The 16,576-nt window shown below is 59.8% G+C and carries 17 protein-coding genes; 11 read left to right on the top strand and 6 right to left on the bottom strand.

Going from position 1 to position 16,576, the window contains the following annotated elements:
• The first annotated feature begins 150 nt into the window (after positions 1–150).
• The 6 genes from WN982_RS23830 (at position 151) to WN982_RS23805 (ending at position 5,799) form a co-directional block, all read left to right on the top strand.
• Positions 151–747: a cupin domain-containing protein gene (locus WN982_RS23830; RefSeq protein WP_341318127.1), complete on the top strand. Its 597-nt coding sequence runs from the start codon at positions 151–153 to the stop codon at positions 745–747.
• Between the two features lie 74 nt (positions 748–821).
• Positions 822–2,117 carry a phosphopyruvate hydratase gene (eno, locus tag WN982_RS23825; protein ID WP_341318126.1) on the top strand — a complete coding sequence of 432 codons (1,296 nt, stop codon included), beginning with the start codon at positions 822–824 and terminating at the stop codon, positions 2,115–2,117.
• Between the two features lie 49 nt (positions 2,118–2,166).
• On the top strand, positions 2,167–3,174 hold the full coding sequence (locus WN982_RS23820) for a VOC family protein (protein ID WP_341318125.1): 1,008 nt from the start codon (positions 2,167–2,169) through the stop codon (positions 3,172–3,174).
• A gap of 20 nt (positions 3,175–3,194) precedes the next feature.
• Positions 3,195–3,728, top strand: a complete 534-nt coding sequence (locus WN982_RS23815) for a carboxymuconolactone decarboxylase family protein (RefSeq protein WP_115105487.1) — start codon at positions 3,195–3,197, stop codon at positions 3,726–3,728.
• A gap of 84 nt (positions 3,729–3,812) precedes the next feature.
• Positions 3,813–4,922: an alcohol dehydrogenase catalytic domain-containing protein gene (locus WN982_RS23810; RefSeq protein ID WP_341318124.1), complete on the top strand. Its 1,110-nt coding sequence runs from the start codon at positions 3,813–3,815 to the stop codon at positions 4,920–4,922.
• 91 nt (positions 4,923–5,013) lie between these two features.
• Positions 5,014–5,799, top strand: coding sequence for a fumarylacetoacetate hydrolase family protein (locus WN982_RS23805; protein WP_341318123.1), 786 nt, complete (start codon positions 5,014–5,016; stop codon positions 5,797–5,799).
• 120 nt (positions 5,800–5,919) lie between these two features.
• Here WN982_RS23805 and WN982_RS23800 read toward each other — a convergent pair whose 3' ends face one another.
• Genes WN982_RS23800 through WN982_RS23790 form a run of 3 tightly spaced genes read right to left on the bottom strand, consistent with a single transcriptional unit; the run spans position 5,920 to position 7,964 of the window.
• Entirely contained in the window at positions 5,920–6,195 is a 276-nt protein-coding gene (locus WN982_RS23800) for a hypothetical protein (protein WP_341318122.1), read from the bottom strand.
• A 40-nt stretch (positions 6,196–6,235) separates the two neighbouring features.
• Complete coding sequence (locus WN982_RS23795; RefSeq protein ID WP_341319394.1) at positions 6,236–7,183, bottom strand: FAD-binding protein; 948 nt, start codon at positions 7,181–7,183, stop codon at positions 6,236–6,238.
• Between the two features lie 31 nt (positions 7,184–7,214).
• Positions 7,215–7,964, bottom strand: a complete 750-nt coding sequence (locus WN982_RS23790) for an electron transfer flavoprotein subunit beta/FixA family protein (protein WP_341318121.1) — start codon at positions 7,962–7,964, stop codon at positions 7,215–7,217.
• Between the two features lie 194 nt (positions 7,965–8,158).
• Between WN982_RS23790 and WN982_RS23785 the strand changes: the two genes are divergently transcribed.
• From WN982_RS23785 to WN982_RS23775, 3 genes are all read left to right on the top strand, one after another.
• Positions 8,159–8,785, top strand: a complete 627-nt coding sequence (locus WN982_RS23785; RefSeq protein ID WP_341318120.1) for a thiamine pyrophosphate-binding protein — start codon at positions 8,159–8,161, stop codon at positions 8,783–8,785.
• An 8-nt stretch (positions 8,786–8,793) separates the two neighbouring features.
• Positions 8,794–9,399 carry a thiamine pyrophosphate-dependent enzyme gene (locus tag WN982_RS23780; RefSeq protein ID WP_341318119.1) on the top strand — a complete coding sequence of 202 codons (606 nt, stop codon included), beginning with the start codon at positions 8,794–8,796 and terminating at the stop codon, positions 9,397–9,399.
• 130 nt (positions 9,400–9,529) lie between these two features.
• Positions 9,530–10,294, top strand: coding sequence for a helix-turn-helix domain-containing protein (locus WN982_RS23775; protein ID WP_341318118.1), 765 nt, complete (start codon positions 9,530–9,532; stop codon positions 10,292–10,294).
• Positions 10,295–10,312: 18 nt separating this feature from the next.
• Here WN982_RS23775 and WN982_RS23770 read toward each other — a convergent pair whose 3' ends face one another.
• The 3 genes from WN982_RS23770 to pruA all read right to left on the bottom strand — a co-directional run bounded on the left by WN982_RS23770 (position 10,313) and on the right by pruA (position 14,384).
• Positions 10,313–11,476, bottom strand: coding sequence for an FAD-dependent oxidoreductase (locus WN982_RS23770; RefSeq protein ID WP_341318117.1), 1,164 nt, complete (start codon positions 11,474–11,476; stop codon positions 10,313–10,315).
• A gap of 61 nt (positions 11,477–11,537) precedes the next feature.
• Positions 11,538–12,752 carry a pyridoxal phosphate-dependent aminotransferase gene (locus WN982_RS23765; protein WP_341318116.1) on the bottom strand — a complete coding sequence of 405 codons (1,215 nt, stop codon included), beginning with the start codon at positions 12,750–12,752 and terminating at the stop codon, positions 11,538–11,540.
• 78 nt (positions 12,753–12,830) lie between these two features.
• Positions 12,831–14,384, bottom strand: coding sequence for an L-glutamate gamma-semialdehyde dehydrogenase (gene pruA, locus WN982_RS23760; protein ID WP_341318115.1), 1,554 nt, complete (start codon positions 14,382–14,384; stop codon positions 12,831–12,833).
• A 297-nt stretch (positions 14,385–14,681) separates the two neighbouring features.
• On the opposite strand from pruA, the gene WN982_RS23755 reads away from it, so the two are divergent.
• Positions 14,682–15,596: a LysR substrate-binding domain-containing protein gene (locus tag WN982_RS23755; RefSeq protein ID WP_341319393.1), complete on the top strand. Its 915-nt coding sequence runs from the start codon at positions 14,682–14,684 to the stop codon at positions 15,594–15,596.
• A 104-nt stretch (positions 15,597–15,700) separates the two neighbouring features.
• Positions 15,701–16,576, top strand: coding sequence for a MaoC family dehydratase N-terminal domain-containing protein (locus WN982_RS23750; RefSeq protein WP_341318114.1), 876 nt, complete (start codon positions 15,701–15,703; stop codon positions 16,574–16,576).

Below are 16,576 nucleotides of genomic sequence, written 5' to 3'. Positions count from 1 at the left end.
TAACGTTTGCTTTTTCCGTGCCGCAGGAAGCCTTTCCGTCGGCACCGTACTGAGCCATTCTCAAGAAAATTTGCTCCTAAATCCGCTATTGACAACGCACCGCAGCGTTTGCCACAATTTGTGCGAACGTTAGCAAAAACAGGAGACATCGTGAAAGACGCCAATGCCGCTCCTCTCCAGTTCGATACCCCGAGCACGGGCGACGTGCCGCTAGCAATTCGTCGCGTCGTCACCGGCCACAACGCAAGCGGCGCATCGACAGTCGCACTCGATTCGCCGCCTCCCCGCTCCGACGCGTACCAGCATATCCCCGGCTTGGTGTCCCGTCTTGTCTGGGCAACGGAACCGGCGCAAGCCATTCCTTTTGACGGCACGGACCCCACTCCGGCTGTCGCCAGCTTCGTCCCCGCGGTGTCGGGCACGCGCTTTCTCATCGTGACGTTTCCTCCGGATAGCGTGTTCTTTGCACCTGGCTTCGATCCGCAGGCCGCGGCCACTGAAAACCTCGCAATCAGTCCGGGACTTGCGGAGCTTTTCGAGGAGGACGGCATGCACGCGACCCCGACCGTCGATTACGGCATCGTTCTCGACGGCGAAATCTGGCTCGAGCTTGACGAGGGACGCGCGGAGCTGATGCGCAAGCATGAAGTCGTCGTGCAGAACGGAACCCGCCATGCGTGGCGAAACAAAAGCGACCGGCCCGCGACGCTGGCCTTCGTCCTGATCGGAGCGCGCAGAAGCGAATGACCGCGGCTCGATTATCCAAACGCTCCGCGCTGCAACCGCACAAATCACCCACATTAACGAGGTAGACAATCCTTATGACTGAATCAACGATCGCCCATGTACGCGGCCGACGCGTCTGGGACTCGCGCGGCCGTCCGACGGTGGAAGTCGAGGTCACGCTGCACGGCGGCATGAGCGGTCGCGCGATTGCGCCCGCGGGCGCTTCGACCGGCAGCGGAGAAGCGCTGGACTTGCGCGACGGCGGCGCCGCCTTCGGCGGCCTCGGCGTATCCAATGCGCTATCGAAGGTAAACGGCGAGATTGCGAGTGCGCTCGAAGGCGCCGATGCCCGCGATCAGGCTGCTATCGACGCCCGTCTGGTCGCCCTGGATGGAACGCCCAACCGCAGCCGTCTGGGCGGCAATGCGATCGTCGCGACTTCGATGGCGGTCCTGCACGCCGCGGCTGCCGCAAGCAGCCAGCCGTTGTGGCGCTATCTCGCCGGAGAACGTGCGGTGCGCCTGCCGCTGCCCGAGATCCAGATATTCGGAGGCGGAGCACATGCTGCGCGCCGCGTCGACGTGCAGGACTTCATGATCATGTGCCCCGCCGCGCGCAGCTTCACCGAGGCGCTGGAGTGGACGGCGGAGGTGTACCGCGCCGCCGGCTCGCTGATGAAGCAGGCGGGCAAGCTTCAGGGGGTGGCGGACGAAGGCGGCTACTGGCCGGCCTTCGACTGCAACGAAGACGCCCTCGACACGCTGGTGCGCGCCATTGTCGACACGGGTCTGCAACCCGGCAAGCAGGTCGGCATCTCGCTCGACATCGCCGCATCCGAATTCGGCCGCAACGGACAGTACACGCTCGCGCTCGACGGCAGGACGCTCGACACCGCGCAGATGATCGACATGCTGGGGCGCTGGCTGGACACCTACCCGATCCTGTCGATCGAAGATCCGCTTGCCGAAGACGACGTGGAAGGCTTCAGGCTCTTTACGCAATCGTACGGCTCGCGTTGCCAGATCATCGGCGACGACTTTCTTGTCACCAACGCGGCCCGTGTCAGAACAGCCGCGATGGACGGCACGCTGAATGCCGTGCTTATCAAGCCGAATCAGGCGGGCACCGTGACCGAAGCCTACGAGGCGCTGCAGGCAGGCAAGGCGGCTGGATTCGGCACGATCGTGTCGGCGCGATCCGGCGAGACCGAAGACGTCACCATCGCGCATTTGTCGGTCGGCTGGGACGCGGGTCAGTTCAAGGTCGGTTCGTTCTCGCGTTCGGAACGCATGGCCAAGTGGAACGAGGTATTGCGAATCGAGGAAGCGTTGGGACGGCAGGCGCAATTCAGCGGATGGTCCGCGCTGCCTTTCATGGACCGCCCGATCTGAATCGTCATACCGTCGCCGAAAGCTCGCCATCAACAATCAAGAGGTCATCATGCTGCCTGCTGTCAATCACCGGCCGCCCTTCAATATCACGCGCGCCAGCCACATCGTACTGAACGTCGCCGACCTGGCGAAAAGCCGGGACTTCTATGTCGACATCGTCGGCCTGGTCATGACGGAACAAACCGCTGACACGTGCTATCTGCGCGGTCTGTCCGAAGCGTGCCACCATAGTCTGGTTCTCGTGCAGGCCGACAGGAATGCACCCATCTGCAAGCGGATTGGCTTTCGGGTTTTCCTCGAAGAAGACCTGGACCTTGCCTGGCAGTTCTTCAACGAAGAAGGGCTTCCCGCCGAATGGGTCGAAGTCGCGCATCAAGGGAGAACCTTGCATGTGTCCGATCCGTTCGGCACAAAAATCGAATTGTGTGCGCAGATGGAAACGCGTCCGCGCCTCTATCTCGACCGCAACCTGTTCAAGGGCGCACACGCGCAGCGGATCGATCACTTCCAGATCTTCTCTCCGGACACATACGAATCCTGCGCGTTTTACAGCAGGCTTGGCTTTCGCAACTCCGAGTATCTCGCGCACGGCGAGCGGCTGCTCGGCGCCTTCATGTATCGCAAAGGCACGTGCCTCGATCTGGCTATCGTCGAGAACGACGGACCGTGCATGCATCACTTTGCGTACATCGTGCCCGAATCGCACAACATCTTCACTGCGTGCGACCTCGCGGGCATCTACGGCTATGCACACGAAGTAGAACGCGGGCCGGGCCGCCACGGCCCAGGCGGCATGCTGTTCGTCTATCTGCGCGACCCAGATGGTCATCGCGTCGAACTGTGCGACGGTCATTACCAGACCATCGACATCGAAATCGAACCGGTCCGTTGGGATGCCGCTTCGCTGAGTACCAGCGTGCGCTGGGGTCTGCCGGCAGAGCACCGCTGGTACTTCGAGGCCTCGCGGTTCGAAGGAGCCGATCTGATCGAGACGGCCAACAAACCGCGTCCCACGACGCTCGAAACCTACATTCAGAACCGGCTTGCAAAAAGCTGATAGAGCAAGGAATAACCACTATGGCACGCGTCAAATATCTTCAGCGTTCGGACCTCGCAGGCGTCAACGACGCCCTCTTCGACCGGCTCGAACGTGAACGCAAAGTACCTACCGCGAACATCTTCCGCGCGCTTGTGCACGCACCGCAGATTCTCGACCGGTTCCTGTCCTACGCGAATGCAATCCGCGCGTCGTCGATCAGCCCGAAGCTGCGTGAACTCGCGATTCTGACGGTGGGACACTGCACCGGCTCTGAATACGAAATCGCGCATCACCAGTCGCATGGACTGAAGGCGGGCATCAGTGCCGAGCAACTGAAGGCGATCCCCGACTTCGAAACATCGCCTCTCTTCAACGAAGAGGAACGTGCGGTGATGGCAGTCGCAAAAGAGTCGACGCTGAAGGTCGACGTCAGCGACAAGACCTGGAACAGGATTGTCCCGTTCCTGAACGAACAGCAACGGGTCGAGCTCGCATTGAACATCGCCTGGTACAACTCCGGCGTGCGCATCATGGGCGCACTCGCGATCGAACTCGAGGAGAGTTATCGCTGAACCGGCCACTGCTAAAAGCAATACGTAGTACTTCCGCACGGAATGGCGGGTACTGCGGAAGTCTTCACAGAGAAAGAGGAATGTATGGAACGAACAATGGTTGCAGCACGGCTGCATGCTCTCCACACCCCGATGACGCTCGATACCATCCCGGTGCCGAAACCGAGACCCAACGATGTTCTCGTCCGAGTCAAGGCATGCGGAATTGTGCCGAACATGGCGAACGTCATCAATAACTGGCCGACTTGGTTTCCGCATCAGCCGCTGCCAAAATTTCCCGCCATCTTCGGTCTGGACCCCGCCGGGGTCGTCGAAGAAGTCGGTGAAGCGGTCCTCAACGTCAAGCCGGGCGATCGCGTCTATGTGAGCCCGTTGCGTTCCTGCGGATCGTGCAAGGCATGCCGGGCCGGCCGGCGCAGTGAATGCCGCTACTACACGCTGAACGGGTACTTCAGCACGAGCCGCGACGGGCAACGCATCTTCGATCTTTACCCGTATGGCGGCTTCAGCGAATACATGACCGCTCCCGAGTATGCGATCGTCAATCTCCCCGATAACATGAGCTTCGAACAGGCCGGCCGGTTCGGGTATATGGGCACGTCGTACGGTGCGCTGAAAAACGCCGCCGCGGGTCCAGGCCAGGTTGCGCTCATAGACGGCATCACGGGCACGTTAGGTGTGGCTGCAACGGTGCTCGGCCTCGCCATGGGACTGTCGCGCATTCTCGGCACGGGGCGCGACGAAGCGCTGCTCAAACGTGTCAAGGCGCTCGCGCCGGACCGCATCGAAGTGATGCAGCTCGGCGAAGGCTCGACGGGCGAATGGGCGAAGTCGCTGACGGGCGGTGAAGGCGCGGACTTTGTTATCAGTGCGCTTGGCGCGAAGGCGCCCGCGGCCACCATGCTCGATTCGATGAAGGGCGTTCGACGCGGCGGCAGAGTGGTGAATGTCGGCGGCGTGGCGGAAGACCTGCCTATCGACGTGAAGTGGCTGATGGATGAACAGGTGCAGATCATTGGATCGAACTGGTTCACGACGGCACAGGGCCAGGAAATGGCCGACATGGTGAGCACTGGCGCAATCGACCTGTCGTATCTCGAACATCGCAGATTCCCGCTCGAACGCGTCAATGAAGCCATCTCCGGCCTGAAGGATCGCGACGGAGGCTTCAGCAACTATGTCGTCCTTCCCTGATTAGCTTCGCTGCGTGAGCGCAAGTGCAACTGCGCCGCAGTTGCACGCCCGCTCGCGCAAGTTTCGGTCCGCTTCTTACCGGTAAAAACCCATGAAAATCGTGCGATATTCGATTGATGGCAACGAGCATTACGGCATTCTCGGCAGCGACGGAAATATCCAGCGACTGAAGTGCTCGCCGCTGGAAGCACTGCATCCTTCCGGCCATGTCGACACACTCGAATCAGTTCGCGTGTTGAGCCCGTTTCACCGCCCTCGCGTTTTCGGTCTCGGATACAACTACCGCGCGCATTCGCAGGAAGTTGGGAAGAACACGCCCACGCTGCCCGTGCTGTTCATGAAACCCAGCACCACGGTGATCGGCCCGGACGCGGCCATCGTCTATCCGCCCGACGGCGAGAACATTCATTTCGAAGGGGAGCTGACGGTGATCATCGGCAAGGAAGCGCGCCATGTTTCCGAAAGCGATGCACTGCGTTACGTGTTCGGTTACACGTGCGGCAACGACGTCAGCGACCGGGTGTTGCAGCGTCGCGAGAGCGAGTACGGCTGCCTCCTCATGGGTAAAGGCTACGACACGTTCGCGCCGATTGGTCCCGTGGTCGAGACGGACATCGATCCGTCGAACCTTCATCTGATCACCCGCGTCAACGGCGAGGTGCGCCAGAGCGGCAACACCGCCGACCTCGTCTATGGCGTGCCCACGCTGATCGCCTACCTCAGCAAGTATATGACGCTCCTTCCCGGCGATCACATCATGACGGGAACACCGGCGGGGGTCGGCCCGATCAAGCCCGGAGACACGATCGAGGTCGAGATCGAAGGGATCGGTGTGCTGCGCAACCGTGTGATCGCCTCGCCAGACGCGGCGTCCTGATCGAGCTACCCACGCCCACCCAAAGGGCTCAGCGTGAACGCACTCATTCAAAAGATCGGCCCACACATTCTGTCGCCTTAAGCGGCCCCCAACCTTTCAGAACTACGACGGCCAATCGGTTCAGGCCGCCCGCTTGCTGCGCGCCGGCTGCCGCGATTTCGTCTGCTTCAGTCCATCCACGGTTTCTCGCGCACTCCGGATGGCTTTATCGAAGCTGCTATCCGTGGCGACGTGCCTATTGTCCACACTGACGAGCCAACGGTCACCGCTGCAGCACCACCGAATTCTCCGCTCCTCAAGCAGCAGCGCGAACCACCGCCAGATGGAGGCGTCCTCGGCATTAGCGGCCAGGGCCGCCGCCGCTCTGACATGCTCCATATCATTCAGATTGCTCAACTGTCACCCCGTCGGACCTTGAACGCTCCTCGGACTACGCTCAAGACAGCATGGCCACAAATTCAGGTACAACGGCGAACAGGTCGCCAACGAGCCCGTAGTCGGCGACGCTGAAAATCGGCGCTTCCGGGTCCTTGTTGATCGCGACGATCACCTTCGAGTCTTTCATCCCGGCCAGATGCTGGATCGCCCCCGAAATGCCGACGGCCATGTACAGTTGCGGCGCGACGATCTTGCCGGTCTGGCCGACCTGATAGTCGTTCGGCACGAAGCCCGCATCGACCGCCGCACGCGATGCGCCCAGCGCTGCGTTCAGCTTGTCGGCCAGCGGCTCCAGCACCTTGGTGTAGTTCTCGCCGTTGCCGAGACCGCGGCCACCCGAGACGATGATCTTCGCCGACGTCAGCTCCGGACGGTCCAGCTTCGTCACTTCACGGCTGACGAACTGCGAGATGCCTGTGTCTGCCGCGGCTGCGATCTTCTCGACCGTGGCGCTGCCACCAACGGCTGCGACCGCGTCGAAGCCCGTCGTGCGCACCGTGATGACCTTGATCGGATCAGCCGATTGCACCGTAGCAATCGCGTTGCCCGCGTAGATCGGGCGTTCGAACGTGTCGGCGCTGTCCACTGCGGTGATGTCGCTGATCTGTGCGACGTCGAGCTTCGCGGCGATACGCGGGGCGATGTTCTTGCCGTAGGCGGTGGCCGACGCGAGGATGTGCGAGTAGTCCGTCGCCGGGTCTTGCACAAGCGTCAGCACCGTCGCCTCGACGTTTTCCGCGAGACCCGCTTCGAGTTGCGGCGCGTCGGCCAGCAGCACCTTGCTGACGCCCGCGATCTTCGCGGCCGCATCCGCCGCGGCCTGCGCGTTGTGACCGGCCACCAGCACGTGAATGTCACCGCCGATCTTCTGCGCCGCTGCAATCGTGTTCAGCGTCGCGGCCTTGATCGACACACTGTCATGTTCTGCTATTACAAGATTAACCAGATTCGTCATTTGTTCCGTCTCCGCGTGTTACTTAAAGCACCCTGGCTTCAGTCTTCAGCTTCTCGACCAGCGTCTTCACATCCGGCACCATCACACCGGCGGAGCGCTTCGGCGGCTCGGCGACTTTCAGCGTCTTCAGGCGCGGCGTCACCTCAACGCCGAGGTCTTCGGGCCTGATCGTGTCCAGCGGCTTCTTCTTCGCCTTCATGATGTTCGGCAGCGTCACGTAGCGCGGCTCGTTCAGGCGCAGGTCGGTCGTGACCACAGCGGGCAGCGTCAGCGACAGCGTTTCGGCGCCGCCATCCACTTCACGCGACACGGTCGCCTTGCCGTCCGCCACGACAACCTTCGAGGCGAAGGTGGCTTGCGGCAGGTTAGCCAGCGCGGCGAGCATCTGGCCGGTCTGGTTCGAATCGTCGTCGATGGCCTGCTTGCCGAGAATCACGAGCGAAGGCTGTTCCCTGTCGACCAGCGCCTTCAGCAGCGTGGCCACGGCCAGCGGCTGCAGCTCCTCGTTCGACTCGATCAGGATCGCGCGGTCCGCGCCGATAGCCAGCGCCGTGCGCAGCGTTTCCTGCGATTGCGTGACCCCGCACGAAACGGCAATCACCTCACTAGCCACGCCCGCTTCCTTCAGACGCACGGCTTCTTCAACCGCGATTTCGTCGAACGGATTCATCGACATCTTCACGTTCGCGATGTCGACGCCCGTGCCGTCCGACTTCACCCGGACTTTCACGTTGTAGTCGACCACTCTTTTGACTGGCACAACAATCTTCATAGTTCCTTCTCCAATCGGTTTGCACGCTAGTGTGCTTAGTCAAAACAACAGTTGGAATTCGGCATTCTGGAACGCTGCATTTCAGACACTCGAATGCAACCGCGAGCCAAGACGGAAAACAGTGCGCCTGAATCCAGTCGGCGAGTGCCGTTAACCGCAGCCTAAACTTGTCTTCCGCAATCAGTAATTGAGCGATGACTTCTGCTGATGCACGCTGTCAGTCATCAAAGCACGGCAATCAATCAGCCATGCTTAACGCGACGGCTATCCGTTTTCATCAACTTATCGACTCAAAACTCGTCATCATGTCAGTCAACTGGCCGGAAACAATCTTCGAGCACTTCAAAGCCGCAGATGTGCGGCAAGTGGCATACGTGCCTGATGCAGGGCACAAACGTCTTATCGAACTCTGCGAAGCAGACGCCGAGATTCACGCCGTTTCCCTGACCACGGAAGAAGAAGGGGTGGCCATGATGGGCGGCGCATGGGTCGGCGGCCAGCGCGGCGTACTGCTGCTGCAGTCCAGCGGCGTAGGCAACTGCATCAACATGCTCTCGCTGCAACACGAATGCCGCATGCCCATCGTGATGCTGGTCACGATGCGCGGAGAGTGGGGTGAATTCAATCCCTGGCAGGTTGCCATGGGCAAGTCCACTCAAGAAGCCCTCGAATCGGCGGGTGTCTACGTCTACCGCGCGGATGATCCCGCCGAAGTCCCTGAGACCGTGCGCGCCGCGTTGAATTTTGGCTACAACACCTCCCGGATGGTCGCTGTCCTGATCGGACAGCGGGTTATCGGCACCAAAAACTTTAACAAGTGAGTACGAATATGACACAGCAGACGACGCCCCTGAACCGTCGACTGACGGTGAAGCGGATTCTCCGCGATCGGCAACAGGACGTTCTGGCAGTGACCAGTCTTGGAAATCCGACCTTCGATGTGGCCGCCGCCGGCGATACGCCACAGAACTTCTACCTGTGGGGTGCGATGGGCGGTGCCGTTACCTTCGGCCTTGGCATTGCGCTTGCACAACCGGAGAAGCGCGTGATCGTGTTCGTTGGCGACGGCGAAATGATGATGGGACTGGGATCGCTGGCAACCGTAGGCGTCGATCGGCCGGCCAATCTCTCCATCGTCGTTATCGACAACGAACACTACGCGGAAACGGGCATGCAGTTGGCCCACGCAGGCCGAGGTGTCGACATCACGGCAATCGCCAAGGCGGCTGGATTCGAGAAAGCGACAACTATTTACGCCGAGGGCGAGCTCGAGGAGTATGTCGATGTCATTCTCAAGGCCAAGGGGCCTGTGCTCGCCACGGTAAAGGTCGGAACCGATCCCGAGCCCACCTCCCTTCCGCCACGGGACGGTCCGTACCTGCGAAGCCGTTTCCGTGAAGCACTGCTTGGCGCCAAGGCCCACGCCAGCCAATAAGCATCAAGGCGCGGATTCCTGCGGGAAGGCGGTGGAGCGGCTAGCTGCCGCCCCGCCGCTTTCTTCGCTCTCGCCCCACTTTGCACCCCCTGTACAATCGGGATCACTGTGACTTCACGCTGATCCCCTTATGCCCGCCAAGGCCTATTCCGATATGTTGGTGGAGGTCTTTCGACAGCTGGACCGGCAGCCCGAGATGCTCGAGCGCGTCTTCGATTGTTTTCCGGACGTGCTGTACTACATCAAGGATGCCCAGGCGCGCTATCTTTCCGTCAATCAAACGCTCATCAACCGAAGTGGGATGGCGCGCGACGATGTGATTGGCCAGACGGCCGACCAGCTATTTCCCGTGACCGGTGCAAGCACCAACGCACAAGATCTGAACGTTATCGAAACCCAGTCTCCGATTGTCGATCGCCTGCGCCTCTACTCGTCCAGATCGGGGCATCGATACTGGTGCCTGAGCTCCAAGTTCCCGGTACTCAACGAAGACGGGCAAGCGATCGGACTGATCGGCATCTCGCGCGATCTGCCTCGCCCCGACGAACGGCACCACGGCTACCGCCGCTTACTGGAATATCTGGATTATCTGGAACAGAACCTCGGACAGAACATCCTGGTCACTGAAGCGGCGGAACGCGCATCCATCTCTGTCGACACGTTGGAACGTCTGACCCGTGAAGTGTTTCATCTGACGCCCAAGCAACTGCTGATGAAATTGCGGATCGACCATGCGTGTAAGCTGCTCGAAACGACTGACAACAGCATTACGGATATCGCGACGGACTGCGGCTACGCGGACCACAGCGCTTTTGCGCGGCAATTCAAGTCCGCTACGCACCTCACGCCCCGACAGTATCGAAACGCGCGAGGACGTGGCCTGCATCCACACTGATCTACCGCCAGCCGGGCGCTAGTAAACACCCTCTTCGATCACAAGTTGGCCCGAAGTGAGTCGCGCCGGCGATAGCGGCGAGAGGTCCAAAGTTCTGAACTCGCCGAAGGTCAGCAGTTCAGCCATTGCACGACCGATGCCCGGACTGTGCATCATGCCGTGACCGCTGAAGCCGGCCGCAACGAACGAGTTTTCCGGGCCCGACTGACCGACGATGCCGTTCTGGTCGAGGATGTTGTATTCGTAGTATCCAGCCCATGCGTGTTCCACGCGTAGCGCTTCAAACGCGGGGATCCGTTCTGCCAGCGTCGGCCAGATGATCTCGTCAAACTCGGAAAACTGCACGTCGAGTGGCAAGTTATCCAGATCCATCTCCGGCGAAGGCGAGACGATGCACAGGAAATGGTTCTGCTCCCTACGCAGGTACACGCCGGACGTATCGATCAGGATCGGCATATCCGGGATCGGCGTCGGAGATGACACGACAAACGCAGAGCGCCGTCTCGGCCGTACCGGCAGATCGACACCGACGCTCTTTGCAAGAGGCGCGCACCACGCTCCGCTTGCATTCACGAACGTGTCCCCGGAGATTTCCCGCCCATCAGTCAGTTCGACATGGGTAATCCGGTTTCCGCTTGTACGGTAGTCCGCCGCTTCACCCGTGGCGAAATGAACGCCCGCCTCGCGCGCACGGTTTCTGAACCACTGCATGACGCTATAGCCATCGAACCAGCCTTCGCCTGCAAGGCCTTCAACAGCATAAGTCAGATCGCTGACGTTCATCCACGGGTAGCGCTGCTGCAACGCTTCGGCGGAGTGTTCCTGCAACTCGACCCCTAACGATCTGGCTAGTGAGCTCCGCCGACGTAGCACGCTCTCCTGCTGCGCATTGCCCACGAACAGATAGCCGCAATCCACCAGATCGACACCGGCACCGTACCGCGCCTTCTCCCGCTCGCACGAGGAAAAGAATTCGTAGCCGAACTGCGATAGCTGAATGCAGATGGGCGTTGAAAACTGCTGCCGGATCGAACTGGCCGAGAGCGACGATGACGCGATCTGATAGGTCGGATCTTTTTCGATCACCCAGATCTCACGTCCTGGCGTCTTCTGGAGGCTCAGGAAATACGCGATTGAACAACCAATTGCACCACCACCAGTGATGACAATCCTTTCGCTCATGATTTACCTTCGAAGGCTCGTTGGGCTCCTGAGAGCCGAGCAATGTGTGGATAACGGACGATCAGACCGCCACTGTTTCAAGGCTTTGACACGCGACGCGTATCCGGCTAAGCGCTTCGTTCAAGTCGTCGAGTGACACGGCGTAAGAGAGTCTGAAGTACGGCGAGAGCAGAAAACCGGAACCTGAAACCACCGCCACGTTCGCTTCTTCCAACAGGTACATGACGAAGTCCTGGTCGTTCTCCAGAAGCCTGCCGCTCGGCGTACGGCTTCCAATGACACCATGGCAGCCGACAAATGCATAAAAGGCGCCTTCGGGCTCGTTACTGTGGAGCCCCGGTATGTCGCTCAGCGTTTTGACCACAAGCTTCCGGCGTTCGTCGAAAGCCGATCGCGATGTCTCTACGAAAGACTGATCACCATTGAGCGCTTCGATCGCAGCGTGCTGCGATACCGACGACGCACTGGTGACGATCTGACCTTGCACCAGGTTCATGGCCCTGATGAGCGCAGCCGGTCCAGCGGAATAGCCAATCCGCCAGCCTGTCATGGAGTACACCTTGGAAACGCCATTGATGATGAGCGTGCGCTCCTGCAACTCTGGCGCCACGTTCAGGATATTGACGAACGGGCTTCCGGTATAGATGAGCTTTTCGTAGATGTCGTCCGACAGCACCCAGACATGGGGATGTCGACGCAGTACTTCCGCGATGGTGCAGAGTTCTTCAACCGAGTAAACCGCCCCGGTTGGGTTCGACGGCGAATTCAGCATCAGCCACTTGGTACGCGGCGTGATCGACGCCTCCAGCTGGGCAGCCATCAATTTGAACCCTGCCGCTTCATCGCACGCCACAACGATGGGCGTGCCGTTCGCCATTTTGACGATCTCCGGATAGGACACCCAACACGGTGCCGGGACGATCACTTCATCGCCCGGATTGAGGGTAGCGAAAAAGGCCGCGAAAATCGCCTGTTTCGCACCAACCGACACGCTGACGCCATCCACTGGGTAGTCGACGCCGTTGTCGCGCTTCAGTTTCGCGACGATCGCCTCGCGTAACTCCCGAATACCTGCGGCCTCCGTGTAGCGCGTCTTGCCTTCGCGCATCGCACGAATCGCTGCTGCCTGGATGTTCTCGGGCGTGTGAAAGTCTGGTTCGCCTTGCGACAGGGATATGACGTTCTTCCCGGCACGACGCAGTTCTGCCGCTTTTGCTGCCATTGCCATCGTTTGCGCAGGGGCGATCTGGCCAATGCGGTCTGCAATGAAGCCCATTGTGTTCATTCCGTTCGTTTTAAAAGCCCACCGTGTGAACCGGGGCTGCCTGTTGACGGCGCCCCGGAACACGCACGCTTACAGACGTTCAGCCACTGCCTTCATTTGCAGGAACTGCAAAAGGTAGTCAGGACCGCCCGTCTTGGTATCGGTACCCGTGAGGTTGAAGCCGCCGAACGGCTGAACACCGACCAGCGCGCCCGTACACTTGCGATTGAAGTACAGATTGCCCACGTGGAAATCACGGCGTGCTCGTTCGATGCGACTGCGGTCGTTCGAGAAGAGCGCGCCGGTCAGCCCGTAGACCGTGTCATTGACCACCGCCAGACCTTCGTCGAAATCCTTGACGCGGATCGCAGCGACGAACGGTCCGAACACTTCCTCTTGTGCAATGCGCGCGCGAGGCGAGACGTCGCCGAAGATGGTCGGCTCTATCAGATAGCCCGCTGCATTTTCCACGGCCTTGCCACCCGTCAGAAGCTTGCCCTCGGTGTGGCCGATATCGATGTACGACAGCACCTTCTTGTACTGCAGTTCATTGCACACCGGACCAAAACTGGGATTGTCCTTCGCCTCGCTGACAATGAGTTCCTTCGTCTTCGCAACGACCTTCTCGAGCAATGCGTCGTAGACCGAATCCACCACGATCAGACGCGAGCAGGCCGAACACTTCTGGCCGGAATAGCCGAACGCTGCCTGGATCACTGCAGTCGCTGCGTCATCGAGATTGGCCGTTTCATCGACAAGAATCGCGTCCTTGCCACCGAGTTCAAGAAAGACCCGCTTGAACCATTTCTGGCCTTCGGCAAGCTTCGCAGCGGACTCGTTGATCTGGGCACCGGTTGCGAGCGAGCCCGTGAAGTTGATGAAGCGCGCCTTCGGATGGGCGACCAGATACGAACCGATCTCGCGTCCGGTACCCGGCAGATAATTCACCACGCCGGGCGGCAGACCTGCTTCGGCGAAGATGTCGAAGATCTTGGCCAGTGACACCACCGTATCTTCCGCAGGCTTGCAAACAACCGTATTACCCACCACGATCGCGCCGACCGTCATGCCGGTCATCAACGCCATCGGGAAATTCCACGGCGAAATCGTCACACCCACGCCCAGGGGGATGTAGAAGCTCTCGTTCTCCTCACCCGAATAATCAATCAGCGAACCGAGGCCGCCGATGTGCTTGATCGCCTGACGTGCGTAGTACTCGGTGAAGTCGATCATTTCCGCGACTTCGGCACTTGCTTCGACATAGTTCTTGCCGATTTCATAGACCAGCCACGCCTCGAGCTCGCGCTTGCGCCTGCGCATGATTGCCGCGGCCTTCAACATGACGCGCGATCGATCCTCCTGGCTCCAACGCTTCCACGATTCGAAGGCCGCCCAGGCTGCTTCCAGCGCAGCGTCCGCGTGCCGCGTCGTCGCCTTGGCGGTATAGCCGACGATCTCGTCCGGATTCGACGGATTCGTCGAGACGAGTGTCGCTTCGGTCTGCACGCGCTCGCCATTGATAACCAGGGGATAGGTCTTGCCAAACTCGGCACGCACCTTTTTCAGCGCCTGCTGCATGTCTGCTTTGGCACTTTCGGTGTCGAACAAATCGAGCGGCTCGTTCTTGAACGACGCAATCAACATCGCTTTCTCCAGATTGAATGGTTTGGGCTGCTCTGCCGCTCTGACGAACGCGGCACGCTACCGTGAACCGATTGTCCAGCGCGAAATTGTTTCGGTCTTGATCTAGTCGCCTTTAATTTTGCGGAGTTTTGCATAATTATAAAAATGCCAATCACGCAAATCATCTCTAATAGCCCGCCACTATATAGATTCTAGAAAATATGATGGAAAACATCGTAAATACTGATTTGCGGATTTCTGCTATTTGCTACACTTTATCCACGGGGCATCTCTTCATTCGGAGCACGTATCATGGCCATGCATTTCGATCTAGTTGATCTTCGTCTTATCACATGTATTGCTGAGACGGATAGCTTGACGCGTGGTGCCGAGCGATTTCATATGTCTGTACCCGCAGCGAGCACCCGGATCAAGAATCTGGAAGAAAGCATGGGGGCCAAACTGCTGTATCGGACCAGCCAGGGGGTTACCCTCACGCCACCGGGCCAGGCATTCCTACACCACGCACGGCTCGTCCTGTCGCAGCTCGAGCAGTTGCGTGGCGACATGCAGGAGTACGCGCGCGGCATCAAAGGTCATGTGCGGATCTTTGCGAACACCACCGCTACGACTGAATTCCTGCCTAACGACCTGCGTGACTTTCTCGCCAATCATCCCGACGTGAACGTCGAGCTTCGCGAACGGCTGAGCCATGACGTGGTGCGTGCGGTCAGTGAAGGCACTGCGGACGTCGGCATAGTCGCCGGCAATGTCAGGCCTGAATCCCTGCAAGTCCTGCCGTACCGCTCAGACCGGCTCATATTGGCGGTCTCGAATTCGCACCCCCTCGCCGGAAAGACCTCCATTCCATTTGAAGAGGCAAGCGGGTTTGACTTCGTCGGAATGCCCGAAGCCAGCGCGATTCATACCTTTCTGAACCGCGTAGCAAGCGACATGCACAAGAAACTTCAGGTGCGAATTGAAGTAGGTAACTTCGAAGCGCTGTGCCGAATGATCGAGGCCAACGTCGGGATCGGCGTGTTGCCCTGCTCGTCAGCGGTGCGCTACGTCAAAACCATGAACATCCGGCTCGTTGAAATCGAGAACGACTGGGCGACGCGCAATCTGCTGATCTGCGTGCGCAATCTCGACCTGCTGCCGTCTTTCGCGCGGGAACTGGTCGACCTTCTCACGCAGAAGTGCAAATCCGATCGCGAGTCCCAGTCGGCCTGAGCGTCAGCAGTTAGTCTGCGTTTAAAGCCCTCTTCTCCACACACAAATTGTAGTCAGCAGGCGGGTGCGTCAATCTAGCGTGAACGAGGCTACCCGACGACCCCATGACTGCTGAACTCAACTACCTGCGCTCCTGGATCGGCCGTACACAGGCCGAACGCGAATTCGTCTCCCCACGTCTCGCGCAACAACTCGCCGCTACGCTGGACTATGAGGACGTCCCGCGTGCCGGCGGTCCGTTGCCTCCGCTGTGGCACTGGGCGCTTTTTCCTCACATTGTTTCGCAATCGCAGGTCGGCGCGGACGGACATCCGAAACGCGGTGGATTCCTGCCGCCAGTGCCACTGCCCAGACGTATGTGGGCGGGCAGCCGCATCTGGTTCGAGCGCCCACCCGTGGTCGGCAGCGAAGTCACCAGGACGTCGCAGATTCTCGACGTAGCCGCCAAGGAAGGACGCACCGGAAAGCTGGTGTTTGTGCGTCTGCGTCACGAACTGGAAGACCTCGAAGGTCCACTGATTTCAGAAGAACAGGACGTTGTGTACCGCGAGTCCGCGACGACGGCGTACACCGCGGCAACCGGCCCGATCGCGCCGGCGGAGTTCACCTGGAAGCAAGAGATCGTGCCCGACCCGGTCCTGCTCTTTCGCTACTCCGCCGATACCTTCAACGGACACCGCATTCACTATGACCGCACCTATGCCCAGGAGCAGGAAGGCTATCCGGCGCTGGTCGTCCACGGGCCGCTGACTGCGACGTTGCTGATTGATCTCGTCCGGCGCAGCCTTCCCGGCGAATCGATCGCGTCTTTCTCCTTCAAAGCGGTCAACCCGCTGTTTGACCTGGCCCCGTTTCATCTCTACGCGGCCCGCGCCCCCGGATCGACCGAAGTGAAGCTCTGGGCAGCCAATTCCGATGGCGTGTTGTGCGTCGATGCCGAGGCGACGCTAACGGCACCTGCGTATGTTTTTCAAAAATGA

The organism is Paraburkholderia sp. IMGN_8, from assembly GCF_038050405.1.
In the GTDB taxonomy this organism is placed as follows: domain Bacteria; phylum Pseudomonadota; class Gammaproteobacteria; order Burkholderiales; family Burkholderiaceae; genus Paraburkholderia.
The sequence above is the reverse complement of the archived record's forward strand: the minus strand, read 5'-3'. Positions and strand labels throughout refer to the sequence as shown.

What these genes read in the sequence shown, in the direction of transcription:
- eno (WP_341318126.1), top strand. Translation starts at nt 822, where the DNA reads ATGACTGAATCAACGATCGCCCATGTACGCGGCCGACGCGTCTGGGAC.
- WN982_RS23820 (WP_341318125.1), top strand. Translation starts at nt 2,167, where the DNA reads ATGCTGCCTGCTGTCAATCACCGGCCGCCCTTCAATATCACGCGCGCC.
- WN982_RS23815 (WP_115105487.1), top strand. Translation starts at nt 3,195, where the DNA reads ATGGCACGCGTCAAATATCTTCAGCGTTCGGACCTCGCAGGCGTCAAC.
- WN982_RS23810 (WP_341318124.1), top strand. Translation starts at nt 3,813, where the DNA reads ATGGAACGAACAATGGTTGCAGCACGGCTGCATGCTCTCCACACCCCG.
- WN982_RS23805 (WP_341318123.1), top strand. Translation starts at nt 5,014, where the DNA reads ATGAAAATCGTGCGATATTCGATTGATGGCAACGAGCATTACGGCATT.
- WN982_RS23790 (WP_341318121.1), bottom strand. Translation starts at nt 7,964, where the DNA reads ATGAAGATTGTTGTGCCAGTCAAAAGAGTGGTCGACTACAACGTGAAA.
- WN982_RS23785 (WP_341318120.1), top strand. Translation starts at nt 8,159, where the DNA reads ATGACTTCTGCTGATGCACGCTGTCAGTCATCAAAGCACGGCAATCAA.
- WN982_RS23780 (WP_341318119.1), top strand. Translation starts at nt 8,794, where the DNA reads ATGACACAGCAGACGACGCCCCTGAACCGTCGACTGACGGTGAAGCGG.
- WN982_RS23775 (WP_341318118.1), top strand. Translation starts at nt 9,530, where the DNA reads ATGCCCGCCAAGGCCTATTCCGATATGTTGGTGGAGGTCTTTCGACAG.
- WN982_RS23770 (WP_341318117.1), bottom strand. Translation starts at nt 11,476, where the DNA reads ATGAGCGAAAGGATTGTCATCACTGGTGGTGGTGCAATTGGTTGTTCA.
- WN982_RS23765 (WP_341318116.1), bottom strand. Translation starts at nt 12,752, where the DNA reads ATGGGCTTCATTGCAGACCGCATTGGCCAGATCGCCCCTGCGCAAACG.
- pruA (WP_341318115.1), bottom strand. Translation starts at nt 14,384, where the DNA reads ATGTTGATTGCGTCGTTCAAGAACGAGCCGCTCGATTTGTTCGACACC.
- WN982_RS23755 (WP_341319393.1), top strand. Translation starts at nt 14,682, where the DNA reads ATGCATTTCGATCTAGTTGATCTTCGTCTTATCACATGTATTGCTGAG.
- WN982_RS23750 (WP_341318114.1), top strand. Translation starts at nt 15,701, where the DNA reads ATGACTGCTGAACTCAACTACCTGCGCTCCTGGATCGGCCGTACACAG.